Genomic DNA, 12449 nt, shown 5'->3' with positions numbered 1-12449 from the left:
GAGTTAGGCATCCGTGTGGCCCGAAGAAAGATCGGGCGAAAGACTGAATCGGAGCACCCGGTCGTGTCCAGCAAGGTCTTGGGTTAGGCCGCGATCCGCGAAGCCGGCGGCGTGCGCGAGGCTGCGGACGGGCGCCGCCTGATCGTAGCCGATCTCGAACAGGAGCGTCCCGCCCGGTGCGAGCAGGGCATTGGTGCGTACGCCCTCCAGGATCCGCCGGTAGGCAGCGAGCCCGTCCGGGCCGCCGGCGAGGGCCGCGCGCGGGTCATGCGCACGCACGTCCCGGTCGAGGTGCTGGATCAGTCCATCCGCGATGTAGGGTGGGTTCGAGACCACGAGGTCGAAGCTGTCGGCGAGGGGATCGCACCAATCCCCCGCCACGAAGGCGGACCGGCTATCGACCGCGTTCGTCACCGCGTTGTGCCGGGCCATGCGCAGGGCGCCCGGCGCGCGGTCGAGCCCGACTCCGAAGGCGTGCGGAAGCTCGCTCAGGAGCGCCACCAGGATGCAGCCGGAGCCGGTGCCGAGGTCGAGGCAGCGCAATGGCGCCGCCCGGTCCGGTACGGCGGCGAGTGCCGCCTCCACCAGGATTTCCGTGTCGGGGCGCGGGACCAGCGTCTCCGGCGCCAGACGGAACGGCAACCCCCAGAACTCCCAGGCACCGAGAATGCGGGCCACCGGCTCGCCCGACAGCCGCCGCGTCAGGGCCGCATCGAGGCCGGCCGCTTCGTCCGCGCCGAGAATTTTTTCGCCGTCGAGCAGGAGGTCGCGGGTCTCCAAGCCGAGGAGGCCCAGCATCAGGAAGCGCGCGTCGCCCGCGGCCTCCGCGATGCCGCCCGCGCTCAGCAGGGTCGTGCACCGGCGCATGGCCGCCCGGCGCGACAGGCCCTGACTGGTTTCTGCCGTCACGGCGCTGCTCAGGCCATACCCTCCGAGGCCAGGAGCTCGGCCTGGTGCTCGGTGATCAGGGCATCGACGACCTCATCCAGTGCCGTGCCGGCCATCACTTCTTCCAGCTTGTACAGGGTCAGGTTGATGCGGTGGTCGGTCACCCGGCCCTGCGGGAAGTTGTAGGTGCGGATCCGCTCGCTGCGGTCGCCGGACCCGACCTGCGCCCGCCGGTCGGCGGCCCGCGCCGAATCCTTGGCGGTCCGCTCGGCATCGTAGAGCCGGGCGCGCAGCAGCGACATGGCGCGGGCGCGGTTCTTATGCTGCGAGCGCTCCTCCTGGACGAACACCACGATGCCGGTGGGCAGGTGGGTGATGCGGATCGCCGACTCGGTTTTGTTGACGTGCTGGCCGCCGGCGCCCTGGGCGCGCATCGTATCGATCTTCAGGTCAGCATCGTTGACCACGATATCGACCTCCTCGGCCTCCGGCAGCACCGCCACGGTGGCCGCCGAGGTGTGGATGCGCCCCTGCGTCTCGGTGTTCGGCACCCGCTGCACCCGATGGGCGCCGCTCTCGAACTTGAGGCGCGCGAACACGCCCTTGCCCTTCACCTCGGCCACGACCTCGCGGAAGCCGCCGACCGTGCCCTCGCTCTCGGAGATCACCTCGACCCGCCAGCCCTTCGACTCGGCGTATTTCGCGTACATCCGGAACAGGTCGCCGGCGAACAGGGCCGCCTCGTCGCCGCCGGTGCCGGCGCGGACTTCCAGGATCGCGCTCTTCTCGTCGGCGGCATCCTTGGGCAGCAGCATCAGCTGGAGCGCCCGGTGGGCCTCCTCGAGCCGCTCCTGGGCCTCCGGCTTCTCGTCGGCCGCGAGCGCGCGCATCTCCGAGTCGGTGCCCGGCTCGTCGATCATCGCCTCGAGGTCCGCGAGATTCGCGAGCGCCGCCCGGTAGACGCGGATCGCGTCCACCACGGGATCGAGGTCGGACAGCTCGCGGGAGAGCTGGATCACGGTCTCGGATTCACCCTCGCCGGTGGCGAGCTGCGCGGTGACGAATTCGTGCCGCGCCAGGATGGCGTCGAGGCGCTCGGTGGGAAAGGGGATCATTGCCCGTGTTTCTGCAGGTTTTTGCGCGCGGCGTTCCGGGCCGGGCGGGGTCTCGTTTCAGGGGTCGGAGCGCGGGATCGGAAGGCTGACCGACGCTTCAAGAAAGCTCCCCCTACCGCGACCCGGCTTCGCTTCGAGAGCCGAAGCCACGGCGCATCGACCTAAAATCGTCGCGGCCTTGCCGTACAACCCCGGCCGAACCTTCGGCAAGGGTCGCCTCGCCGGTTAGATAGGTATGCCGTGGGCATGTGCGAAGGCGGTGAGCGCCGGGCGCAGGGAATCGCCGTCATGCATCCGGGCCATCTCGGCGTCGATCAGCTCGGTGATGGCGCCGGCATCGAGGCTCAGCACCATCGCCTTGACCGGACCGATCGCGGCCGGCGACATCGACAGGCTGCGGTAGCCCAGCCCGATCAGCGCCATCGCGTCGAGCGGCCGGCCGCCGATCTCGCCGCAGACCGTCACCGGGCAGCCGGCGGCGTTGGCCCGCTCGGCGATCAGGCGGAACGCCCGCAGCGCCGCGACGCAGAGCGGATCGAACCGGTCGGCGACCCGGCGGTTCTCCCGATCGACCGCGAACAGGAACTGCATCAGGTCGTTCGAGCCCACCGACAGGAAGTCCGCCTCCCGGGCGATCTCGTCGATCTGGAACAGCAGCGAGGGCACCTCGACCATCGCGCCGAGACGGCACTCGGTGGGAAGCTGGTAGCCGTGGCGGCGCAGATAGGCCTTCTCGCGCTCGACGATGCCGCGGGCGCGCACGAACTCGTCCACGGTGGCGACCATCGGGAACATGATCTTGAGCGGGTCGCCGTCGGCGGCCTTCAGGAGGGCGCGCAGCTGCATCCGCAGCAAGGCCGGGCGGTCGAGGCCGATCCGGATCGCCCGCCAGCCGAGGGCCGGGTTCTCCTCCTCGAGCTTGGCCATGTAGGGCAGGATCTTGTCGCCGCCGATGTCGAGGGTCCGGACCGTCACGGGCTTGCCGGCCGAGGCCGCGAACACCTTGCGGTAGAGCTCCTGCTGCTCCGCCGCCGACGGCATGCGCTGGGCGACCATGAACTGCAATTCGGTGCGGAACAGGCCGACGCCCTCGGCACCGGTCTCGTGCAGGTGGCTGAAATCGACCAGCAGGCCGGCATTGAGGTTCAGGCCGACCCGCACCCCGTCCCGGGTCTGGGCCGGGACGTCGCGCAGGGCCCGGTACTGCTCCTGCCGGCGGGCGCGCAGCCGCACCATCTCGGCATAGGCCGCCTCGACCTCGGGACCCGGCCGGACATGGATCTCGCCGGCCACGCCATCGACGATGATCGCGTCCCCGGCATCGCACAGGGCCGAGGCGTTCTCGACCTCGCCCACCGCCGGGATGCCGAGCGCCCGGGCGACGATGGCGACGTGGCTGGTCGGACCGCCCTCCTCCAGGACGATGCCGCGCAGGGTCGAGGAATCGTAGTCGAGCAGCGCCGCTGGGCCCATGGTCCGCGCCACCAGGATGGCGTTCTCCGGCAGGACGACGGTGCCGCCCGCCTCCGGCCCGGTCAACGTGCGCAGCAGCCGGTTGGCGAGGTCGTCGAGATCGTGCAGGCGCTCGCGCAGATACGGATCGGACTGGCGCATCATCCGGGCGCGGTTGTCCGACTGCACCCGCTCCACTGCCGCCTCGGCGGTCAACCCGGAGGCCACGGCCTCGCGCATCCGTCGGAGCCAGCCCTTGTCGTGGGCGAACATCCGGACGGTCTCCAGCACCTCACGCGATTCGGCGGTGCCGATCCGGTCGCCGCGCTCGACCAGCGCGTCGATGGCCGAGCGGACCTCCTCGATCGCCGCGTCGAGCCGCTCGACCTCGCGCTCGACATTCTCGGCGATCAGCGTCTTCACCACGACGCGGGGCTCGTGGAGTACGACGTGCCCCAGCCCGATGCCGTCGGCCAGCGCGATACCCCGGACGACCACCGGGCGGCGGGCAGCGGTGCCGGCATCGGGGGCCAGGCCCTCCAGTTCGCCGGAGGCGATCATCTCCGAGAGCACCATCGCGGTGGTCTGGAGCGCCTCGATCTCCTCCTCGGAATAGACCCGGTAGGTCTGGTTCTGGACGGTGAGGACGCCGAGCGTGTTGCCGGCCCGCAGCAGCGGCACGCCCAGGAAGGCGTGATAGGCCTCTTCCCCCGTCTCCGGCCGGTAGGAGAAGGCCGGATGGTTCTGGGCGTCCGACAGGGACAGCGGCTCGGCAGTCCGGGCGATCAGGCCGACGAGGCCCTCGTCGGCGTGCATCCGCGTCAGGTGCACCGCCTCGCGGTTCAGACCTTCCGTGGCGAACAATTCGAGGGTGTTGTCGTCCCGCAGGACGTAGACCGAGCAGACCTCGGCCACCACGTTGGCGGCGATCAGGACGACGATGCGGTCGAGGCGCGCCTGGGGACTGACCGGCTCCGCCATCGCTTCGCGGAGGCGGCGCAGCAGCAGGCGCGGGCCTCCGGGCGCAGCGGGCATCGGTTCGTCGTTCCAACGTCGGCGAGTGGCCTTGGCGTCGACCACCCTGCAACCTTGGCGCCACCATCGCAACGGCCGGCGCCCGATGGACCGTGCCGCATGCCCCAGAGCACCTCTGGGATCGGCGGAAAGGCCCGTGACTGTTCTAGTTCAAGACACCCGATCCGCTCCCGGAACCCCGCCCGATCACCCTGCGATCGGACACGATTCCAGGCCCTTAGCCAAGCCCTTGTTTCAGCGCGCTCGACCGCCGAACCGGTCGCCGTCCGGGCCGCAAGCGCTCTAAACTGGACCCTTTCAGGCTCAGGCCTGATCCAGGCCGTATAGCGAGTGAAGCGTGCGCACGGCAAGCTCCGTATAAGCCGCGTCGATCAGCACGGAGAACTTGATCTCCGAGGTGGTGATCGCGCGGATGTTGATGCCCTTCTCGGCCAGAGCCCGGAACGCCTTGGCGGCGACACCCGCGTGGCTGCGCATCCCGACGCCGATCGCCGAGACCTTGACCACGTCGGTGGCCCCCTCGATCTGCGCATAGCCGATCTGCGGGCTGGCCTGGTCGAGGATCGCGCGGGTGCGCTCGTACTCGGCCGCCGGCACCGTGAAGGTCATGTCGGTGGTGGACTGGTCGCCCGACACGGTCTGGATGATCATGTCGACGTTGATGTTCGCGTCCGCCAGCGGCCCGAAGATGGCGGCGGCCACGCCGGGGCTGTCCTTGACCCGGCGCAGGGTGATCTGCGCCTCGTCCCGGGAGAACGCGATCCCGGTGATGATCTGCTGTTCCACGATGTCGTCCTCGTCGCAGATGAGGGTGCCAGGACGCGCGGCGTCCGGCGGATCGAAGGAGGACCGGACCGTGGTCGGCACCCGGTGGACCATGGCGAGTTCCACCGAGCGGACCTGCAGCACCTTGGCGCCGAGCGACGCCATCTCCAGCATTTCCTCGAAGGTCACGCGCTCCATGCGTCGGGCCTTCGGCACGATGCGCGGATCGGTGGTGTAGACCCCGTCCACGTCCGTGTAGATGTCGCAGCGCTCGGCCTGGATCGCGGCCGCCACGGCCACCGCCGAGGTGTCCGAGCCGCCGCGCCCGAGGGTGGTCACCCGGCCGGTCTCGGCATGGATGCCCTGGAAGCCGGCGATCACCGCGACCTCGCCCTTGGCGAAGCCCGCTTCGAGGTTCTTCGGGTTGATCTCGGCGATGCGGGCCGAGCCGTGCGCGTCCGAGGTGACCACGGGGATCTGCCAGCCCTGCCAGGAGCGGGCCTTGATCCCGTCCTTCTGCAGGGCGACCGCCAGGAGGCCCGCGGTCACCAGCTCGCCCGAGGCGACGACCGCGTCGTACTCGCGCGGGTCGTAGAGTGGGTTGGCGTCCTTGACCCAATCGACCAGCTCGTTGGTCTTGCCGGACATGGCCGACACGATCACGGCGACCTCGTAGCCGGCCGCGACCTCGCGGGCGACGTGGCGCGCCACGTTGCGGATGCGCTCGACATTGGCGACGGAGGTGCCGCCGAATTTCATCACCAGACGGGGCATGATGGTACTTCGCGGGTTCCCGGCGCCTGGAGAGGGACCGCCCTGGCGGGTCCCGGACAGTGCCCGGCGGGTACAAGCGGCTCGGCAGGGTGTCAACAACCGGCCAAGCATGGCGCGGGCGCGCCGCGGCGACGGCCGTAGGGGAGGCGTGCTATGGCGGCCCCGACAGGTCCCGCCGACAGCCCCGACCCGGATCGCTCGTCGAGCGCCGGGCATTGCCCGGGCTTGGACGGCCTCTTCTGAACGGAACGCGCATGGACAGGGCAGCCACGAACCTCGGAACGGATGGTTTCGTCGATCGCGGCGAAGTCGCGCGGTTCGACGCGCTCGCCGCCACCTGGTGGGACGATGCCGGACCGATGCGGGTGCTGCACCGCTTCAACCCGGTGCGGCTGACCTATATCCGTGACGCGCTGTGCCGGCGTTTCGGCCGGGATCCGCAGACGCCGTTTCCCCTCGACGGGCTGACGATCTGCGATGTCGGCTGCGGCGGCGGCGTCCTGTCGGAGCCCTTGGCCCGGCTCGGCGCCAAGGTGACCGGCCTGGATCCCGCGGAGCAGAACATCGCGGTCGCCCGTGCCCATGCCAAGGCTGCCGGCGTGCCGGTGGAGTACCGCGGCGAGACCATCGAGACGGTGGTCGCGTCCGGCCAGAGCTTCGACGCCGTGCTGATCATGGAGGTGGTCGAGCACGTCTCGGACATGCCGGCCTTCGTGCGCACCGCCTGCGCGGCGGTGAAGCCCGGCGGGATGCTGTTCGGGGCGACCCTCAACCGGACGCTGCGCTCCTTCGGGCTGGCCATCGTCGGCGCCGAGTACGTGCTCGGCTGGCTGCCGCGGGGCACGCACGATTGGGAGAAGTTCGTGACGCCGGACGAGTTCGGCCGCGCCATCCGGATCGGCGGGCTCGACGTCACCGATACGATCGGCGTCGCCTACAATCCCCTGACCGACGGCTGGCGAACCAGCCGCGACAAGGCGGTGAACTACATGGTCGCGGCCGAGCGCCACGCCTGAACCGGAGCCTCCCCGCGCGGTTGAGACCGCAGCGGAGATTCTGAACGATGCTCGAAAAGATTCCCCACGCGGTCGGCGAGGCCCTGTCCGGCCTCAAGGCCGGGATCGAGAAGACCGCCTATGATGCGGACTTCGCGGACGTCCCGGAGACGCTGGTTCTGACAAGCCCCGCCTTCGCGGATGGGACCGACATTCCGGCGCGCTTCACCGCGGACGGGCCCGGGACCTCGCCGCCCCTAGCCTGGAGCGGCCTGCCGGACGGGACGGCCGCCCTGGTCCTCCTGGTCGAAGATGCCGGCAGCCCGACGCCGCAACCGCTCGTTCACCTCATCGTGTGGAACTTGTCGATCGCCACCGTCGCGCTCGACGAGGGGGCGTTGCCAAGTCCGGACTCGCCGGTGGATAGGACAGGGCTGGGCAAGAACAGCTTCCTGCGTGCCGCATGGCTTCCGCCCGATCCGCCCAGCGGTCACGGCCGCCATGCCTACGTTTTCCAGCTCTACGCCCTCGGCAAGGCTCTCACCTTGCCCGACAACCCCGGCCGGGGTGCCCTCCTCGCAGCGATGCAGGGGCAGGTGGTGGGCAAGGGCCGGCTCATCGGCACGTATGCTCGTGCCTGAAGCCGGCGCGGCCCGGCAGAACGATCGGCCGGCGACCAAGGGGTGTCGTGTTGTACGGTCGTTCGCCTCGCGTTACCGTGCTGAATACATGCGGTATCCGCGGGTAAACACTTTCACTGAGTTTCGGAGACAGAAACCGTGGGCGTCGATGGGCGGCTGAAGCGGCGAGACACCAAAAGCGTCGCGCGCGCACTCGCAGCCTCGAATGTCGGGACCTGGGAGTGGCGGATCGCCGACGACGTCGTGCGCTGCGACTCCGTTGCCGCGACGATGCTGGGCATTCCCCGGGCGGCGACCGGACGCGGCACGACCTACGCCCTGTTCTTCGAGCGGATCCATCCGCAGGACCGGCCGCGCATCGCAGCGATCGTGCAGAACCTCCAACGCCAAGGCGGCCTGTACATCGCGCAGTACCGTACCGTGCTCGCGCCCGACGACGTCCGCTGGGTCCTGGCCCGCGGCCGCTTCGTCATGGGCTCGGACGGGCTGGTGACTGAGGCGCACGGCATCGTCATCGACGTGACCGAGAGCAGCCGGGACGGTTTTCTCGACGAGGCGACCTTCTGCGCGATCGATCCCCCCGGGGGCATCGATCGCGTGGCCGAACTGGCCCTCGCGCTGTTCACCGTGGCCGAGGGCCTGGGGGAAGCGGATTTCGCGCGGCTGAAACCGCTCATGGATGCGCTGTTGCACGAGATCGGGCGGCAGCTGGTGGGAAGCCCCGCGGTGCCGGCTGCCGACAGCATCCATTGAGGTCCCGCGCCTGCGACGCCTTGCCTTGCGGTGGCGAATCCTGATATGGCGGCGCCATCCCGCGATGCGTGTGCCGTGATCGCTGGACGCGACCTTCGCGTCCTGCCTCGTGACCACGTTCCCGATCCCCCGTGAATGGACGGCCCCACCCGGGCTCGAGAAACCGATGAAGATCCGTAATTCCCTCAAGTCCCTGCGCGGCCGTCACCGCGACAACCAGCTCGTGCGCCGCAAGGGCCGGGTCTACGTGATCAACAAGACCCAGAAGCGCTTCAAGGCCCGCCAGGGCTGAAGCCTGCGGCCCGGCTTCGGTCGGGCTCAGCGCCGCGAAAGCAGCCGCACCCGTTCGGGTCGCGGCTGCTTTCGCGTGCGCGGCACAGCGGCACGTTGACGAGGCCCGTACCCGCGCACACTCTGGCGCGATGATGCCGACCCGCCTCCGCGCCGCCTTGATCTGCCTGCCAGTCCTCGTGTCGGCCGCCGCGGCGGCTCCGGATGCGGGCCGGTCCGGCCGCCCGGCACCCGAGGCGAAACCGGCGCCGAAACCCGTGAGCCTCGACGACCTGTTCGCGCGTCTGCGTGCCAGCGAGGATCCGGCCGAGGCGAAAGGCATCGCCAAGCTGATCGAGCGCCGCCTCGACGCTTCCGGCAGCCCGACCGCGGATCTGCTCACCGACCGCGCCCGGCAGGCCGTCGCGTCTCACGACTTCCCCCTGGCGGCCGAGTTGATGGATCGGGTCACCGCCCTGGAGCCCAACTGGTCCGAGGGCTGGAACCGCCGCGCCACCGTGTTCTGGCTGCTGACCGACAAGGACGACGCCCTGGCCGACCTGCGCCGGGCCTTGGTGCTGGAGCCGCGCCACTTCGAGGCCTGGGCCGCCATGGGGCGGATCTACGAATCCCTGGAGGACAAGGCCCGGGCGCTCGCGGCCTTCCGGCGGGCCCAGGCGCTCTATCCCAAGATGGAAAAGATCGGCGAGGCGGTCGACCGCCTCGCTCCGGAGGTTGACGGCCGCGACCTGTGAGCCGCGTGGCCGGACTCCTCCTCACGCTCCTCGCCCTCCCCTTCGCGATTCTGGGTCTGGTCCTCGCGCTCGGCGCGGTGGCGAGCCTCGTCATCGCCCTGCGGGTTGGGGCAGAGAATCCGCCGGCCGGGCCCTTCGTCGAGGTCGCCGGAGGTCGCGTCGCGACGATCCAGGCCGGGCCGGCCGACGGCCCCCCGGTGATCCTGCTGCACGGGGCCTCGGCCAACGCCTCGGACCCGATGGAAGGCTTCGGGCGCCGTCTCGCCGAGAAGGGCTTCCACGTCATTGCCTTCGACCGGCCGGGCTTCGGCTGGAGCGACCGCATCGACGGGAGTGAGGCCGCCGCGCCGGCCGTCCAGGCCCGGATCATCGCCGAGGCGCTGGAGACGATGGGCGTCGGGCCGGCGATCGTGTTTGGCCATTCCTGGGCCGGCGCCCTGGCGCTCGCGCTCGCCCTCGATCATCCGGAGCGGGTCTCGGGGCTGGTCCTGGCGGCCCCCGTCGCCATGCCGATGCCGGCGCGGATGCTGGTGCTGCCGTGGTACTGGCGCCTCGCGCTCAAGCCGCCGGTGACGTGGCTGCTGAGCCGCACCATCGGTCCGCCGCTCGCCCAATATTATCTGCCCGAGACGGCCAAGCGGGTCTTCCTGCCCCAGCAGGCCACCCCCGGATACGTGCAGGCCGTCCGCGCCGCCCTGGTGCTACGCCCCGGAACCCTGCTCGCCAACGTGCAGGATCTCGTCGGCCTGCCCGCCGCTCTGGCGGCGCAGAGCCCGCGCTACGGCGCCCTCCGCGTCCCGACCCTGGTGATTGCGGGCGAGGCCGATCCGATCGTCCGCAGCGAGAACCAGGCGATCCCGCTGGCAAAGGCGATCCCCGGTGCCCGGCTGGTGCTCCTGCCGGGAATTGGCCACATGCTCCACTTCGTGGCCGCGGAGCGCCTGACCGACGAGATCGCTCGGTTCGCCGGCGAGCGGCGCGAGGCCGCGCCGCTCGTGAAAGAGTAGCTTTTATGCCTTCTCGGCGTGTTCCCGGGTGATGAAGGTGAGCCGCACGAGGTTCGTCGCCCCGGGCGTCCCGAAGGGCAGGCCCGCCACCACGATCACCCGGTCGCCCACCGCGGCGAACTTTTCACGGACCGCGAACTTGGCGGCGCGGAACGACATGTCGTCCACGTCGCTGGCATCCTTGGTGACGATCGGGTGCGTGCCCCAGGCGAGCGCGAGGCGCCGGGCGGTCTCGCGCCGCGGCGTCAGGGCGATCACCGTGGCGTTCGGGCGCTCGCGCGACAGGCGCAGGGCGGTCGAGCCCGAGTTGGTCCAAGCCATGATCGCATCGAGGTTCAGGGCGTCGACCATTTGGTGCGCGGCGGCCGCGATGGCGTCGGCGGCGGTCTCGTCCGGGGTCGCGCTCTGCGCCCGGATGATCGACCAGTAGACCGCGTCGCGTTCCACCTGCTCGGCGATGCGGTTCATGGTCTCGACCGCGCCGACCGGGAAGGCACCAGAGGCGCTCTCGGCGGAGAGCATCACGGCGTCCGCACCCTCGTAGACGGCGGTCGCCACGTCCGAGACCTCGGCGCGGGTCGGGACCGGCGCCGTGATCATCGATTCGAGCATCTGGGTCGCCACCACCACCGGCTTGCCGAAGCGACGGGCGCTGCGGGTGATCCGCTTCTGCACGCCGGGCACCTGCTCCAGCGGCATCTCCACGCCGAGATCGCCGCGGGCGACCATCAGGCCGTCCGAGATCTCGATGATCTCGTCGAGCCGGGTCAGGGCCTGCGGCTTCTCGATCTTGGCCATCACCAGGGCGCGGCCGGCGCAGACTTTCTTGACCTCGGCGACGTCCTCGGGCCGTTGCACGAAGGAGACGGCGATCCAGTCGGCCCCGGCATTCAGGCCGGCATCGAGGTCGGCCCGGTCCTTCTCGGTCATCGCCGGCACCGGGATCACCGTATGGGGCAGCGACACGCCCTTGCGGTTCGAGATCTTGCCGCCGACCTCGACGCGGGTCACGGCCCGGTTCTCCGAGGTCTCGAGAACGGTCAGCCGCAGCTTGCCGTCGTCGAGCAGGATCGCGTGGCCGGCCTCCAGGGCCTCCAGGATCTCCGGATGCGGCAGGTGGCAGCGGCTGGCATCGCCGGGCGTCGGGTTGCCATCGAGCACGAAGGTCGCGCCGGTCTCGATCATCACGGCGCCCTCCGCGAAGGTGCCGAGCCGGAGCTTCGGCCCCTGCAGGTCGACCAGGATGCCGATCGGGTGCTTGGCCTCGCGCTCGATCGCCCGGATCACCTCGACCTTCTCGGGCAGTTTTTCGCGGGGGAGATGGCTCATGTTGAGCCGGAACACGTCCACGCCCGCCCGGAACAGGCGTTCAATCATCTCCGGCGAATCCGAGGCCGGCCCGAGGGTGGCGACGATCTTGGTGCGGCGCGAGCGTTTCAAGCGGGATCCTCCGGGTGTTCCGCCGCGTCTGCGCGCGGTGGGCCCGCGGCGGCGTCGGTTCGGTTCGTTGGGTGGCGGTGTAGGCATCCCGCCCGGGGCAGCGTCAAGGGCGCGATGGCGCCCTCACGGCTTGGCCGGCGCGTCCGCCCGGTTGGGATCGGTGAGCTGGATGGTCCAGCTCTTCTGCTCGCCGGTATCGACCTCGAAGAAGCCGTTCCGGTCGTAGCTGCGGGCGAGGCAATCCTCGACGCCGCGGATCGTGAACTCCGAATCGCGGGTGCACATCAGCGAGCGCCCGCTCCACTCGCCGCCGCGCGTGTAGTCGACCGCGAACACGTAGTAGAACCGCGCCGCTAGCGCGCCCTTGAGCAGGGTCTCGCAGGCCTTCGGCGCCAGATCCCACCAGCCCTCCGTCACCCAGCCCTGCGGGTCCCGGTAGCCCAGCGAGATGCCGACCTTGCTGGCAGTCTGGTTGCACAGGCGCAGGTCAGCCTTGGCGGGGGCGACGCCGAGAAGCGCGACGCCGATCCCCAGGACCACCGACAGCATGAGCGGCGAT

General features: G+C 70.3%; 12 protein-coding genes. 6 read left to right on the top strand and 6 right to left on the bottom strand.

The window, feature by feature from the left end:
• Positions 1 to 3: 3 nt before the first annotated feature.
• The 4 genes from prmC to MKL09_RS29870 all read right to left on the bottom strand — a co-directional run bounded on the left by prmC (position 4) and on the right by MKL09_RS29870 (position 6029).
• Positions 4 to 909 carry a peptide chain release factor N(5)-glutamine methyltransferase gene (gene prmC, locus MKL09_RS29885; RefSeq protein WP_244025584.1) on the bottom strand — a complete coding sequence of 302 codons (906 nt, stop codon included), beginning with the start codon at positions 907 to 909 and terminating at the stop codon, positions 4 to 6.
• An 8-nt stretch (positions 910 to 917) separates the two neighbouring features.
• Complete coding sequence (prfA, locus tag MKL09_RS29880; protein WP_243962403.1) at positions 918 to 2003, bottom strand: peptide chain release factor 1; 1086 nt, start codon at positions 2001 to 2003, stop codon at positions 918 to 920.
• A gap of 225 nt (positions 2004 to 2228) precedes the next feature.
• Entirely contained in the window at positions 2229 to 4490 is a 2262-nt protein-coding gene (gene ptsP / locus MKL09_RS29875; RefSeq protein ID WP_244025583.1) for a phosphoenolpyruvate--protein phosphotransferase, read from the bottom strand.
• A gap of 303 nt (positions 4491 to 4793) precedes the next feature.
• Positions 4794 to 6029 carry an aspartate kinase gene (locus MKL09_RS29870; RefSeq protein WP_244025582.1) on the bottom strand — a complete coding sequence of 412 codons (1236 nt, stop codon included), beginning with the start codon at positions 6027 to 6029 and terminating at the stop codon, positions 4794 to 4796.
• A 254-nt stretch (positions 6030 to 6283) separates the two neighbouring features.
• Here MKL09_RS29870 and ubiG point away from each other — a divergent pair, with 254 nt between their 5' ends.
• The 6 genes from ubiG to MKL09_RS29840 all read left to right on the top strand — a co-directional run bounded on the left by ubiG (position 6284) and on the right by MKL09_RS29840 (position 10450).
• Positions 6284 to 7045: a bifunctional 2-polyprenyl-6-hydroxyphenol methylase/3-demethylubiquinol 3-O-methyltransferase UbiG gene (gene ubiG, locus MKL09_RS29865; RefSeq protein WP_244025581.1), complete on the top strand. Its 762-nt coding sequence runs from the start codon at positions 6284 to 6286 to the stop codon at positions 7043 to 7045.
• Between the two features lie 47 nt (positions 7046 to 7092).
• Positions 7093 to 7665 carry a YbhB/YbcL family Raf kinase inhibitor-like protein gene (locus tag MKL09_RS29860; protein WP_244025580.1) on the top strand — a complete coding sequence of 191 codons (573 nt, stop codon included), beginning with the start codon at positions 7093 to 7095 and terminating at the stop codon, positions 7663 to 7665.
• Positions 7666 to 7803: 138 nt separating this feature from the next.
• Positions 7804 to 8418 (top strand): PAS domain-containing protein, encoded by a 615-nt coding sequence (locus tag MKL09_RS29855; protein WP_244025579.1) that lies wholly within the window; start codon positions 7804 to 7806, stop codon positions 8416 to 8418.
• 166 nt (positions 8419 to 8584) lie between these two features.
• Entirely contained in the window at positions 8585 to 8710 is a 126-nt protein-coding gene (ykgO, locus tag MKL09_RS29850; RefSeq protein ID WP_003601867.1) for a type B 50S ribosomal protein L36, read from the top strand.
• A 130-nt stretch (positions 8711 to 8840) separates the two neighbouring features.
• A complete protein-coding gene (locus MKL09_RS29845) occupies positions 8841 to 9443 on the top strand; it encodes a tetratricopeptide repeat protein (protein ID WP_244025578.1) in 603 nt (200 codons plus the stop codon).
• Positions 9440 to 10450, top strand: coding sequence for an alpha/beta fold hydrolase (locus MKL09_RS29840; protein WP_244025577.1), 1011 nt, complete (start codon positions 9440 to 9442; stop codon positions 10448 to 10450). Before MKL09_RS29845 ends, MKL09_RS29840 begins: the two co-directional genes overlap by 4 nt.
• 3 nt (positions 10451 to 10453) lie before the next feature.
• On the opposite strand, the gene pyk is transcribed toward MKL09_RS29840, so the two are convergent.
• Positions 10454 to 11890, bottom strand: coding sequence for a pyruvate kinase (gene pyk / locus MKL09_RS29835; RefSeq protein WP_244025576.1), 1437 nt, complete (start codon positions 11888 to 11890; stop codon positions 10454 to 10456).
• Between the two features lie 123 nt (positions 11891 to 12013).
• Entirely contained in the window at positions 12014 to 12439 is a 426-nt protein-coding gene (locus MKL09_RS29830; RefSeq protein ID WP_244025575.1) for a DUF1036 domain-containing protein, read from the bottom strand.
• Between the last annotated feature and the right edge of the window lie 10 nt (positions 12440 to 12449).

The organism is Methylobacterium sp. J-048 (assembly GCF_022829515.1).
In the GTDB taxonomy this organism is placed as follows: domain Bacteria; phylum Pseudomonadota; class Alphaproteobacteria; order Rhizobiales; family Beijerinckiaceae; genus Methylobacterium.
This window is presented reverse-complemented; position numbering and strand designations above follow the sequence as displayed.

What these genes read in the sequence shown, in the direction of transcription:
- MKL09_RS29860 (WP_244025580.1), top strand. Translation starts at nt 7,093, where the DNA reads ATGCTCGAAAAGATTCCCCACGCGGTCGGCGAGGCCCTGTCCGGCCTC.
- ubiG (WP_244025581.1), top strand. Translation starts at nt 6,284, where the DNA reads ATGGACAGGGCAGCCACGAACCTCGGAACGGATGGTTTCGTCGATCGC.
- ptsP (WP_244025583.1), bottom strand. Translation starts at nt 4,490, where the DNA reads ATGCCCGCTGCGCCCGGAGGCCCGCGCCTGCTGCTGCGCCGCCTCCGC.
- MKL09_RS29830 (WP_244025575.1), bottom strand. Translation starts at nt 12,439, where the DNA reads ATGCTGTCGGTGGTCCTGGGGATCGGCGTCGCGCTTCTCGGCGTCGCC.
- MKL09_RS29870 (WP_244025582.1), bottom strand. Translation starts at nt 6,029, where the DNA reads ATGCCCCGTCTGGTGATGAAATTCGGCGGCACCTCCGTCGCCAATGTC.
- prfA (WP_243962403.1), bottom strand. Translation starts at nt 2,003, where the DNA reads ATGATCCCCTTTCCCACCGAGCGCCTCGACGCCATCCTGGCGCGGCAC.
- ykgO (WP_003601867.1), top strand. Translation starts at nt 8,585, where the DNA reads ATGAAGATCCGTAATTCCCTCAAGTCCCTGCGCGGCCGTCACCGCGAC.
- MKL09_RS29845 (WP_244025578.1), top strand. Translation starts at nt 8,841, where the DNA reads ATGATGCCGACCCGCCTCCGCGCCGCCTTGATCTGCCTGCCAGTCCTC.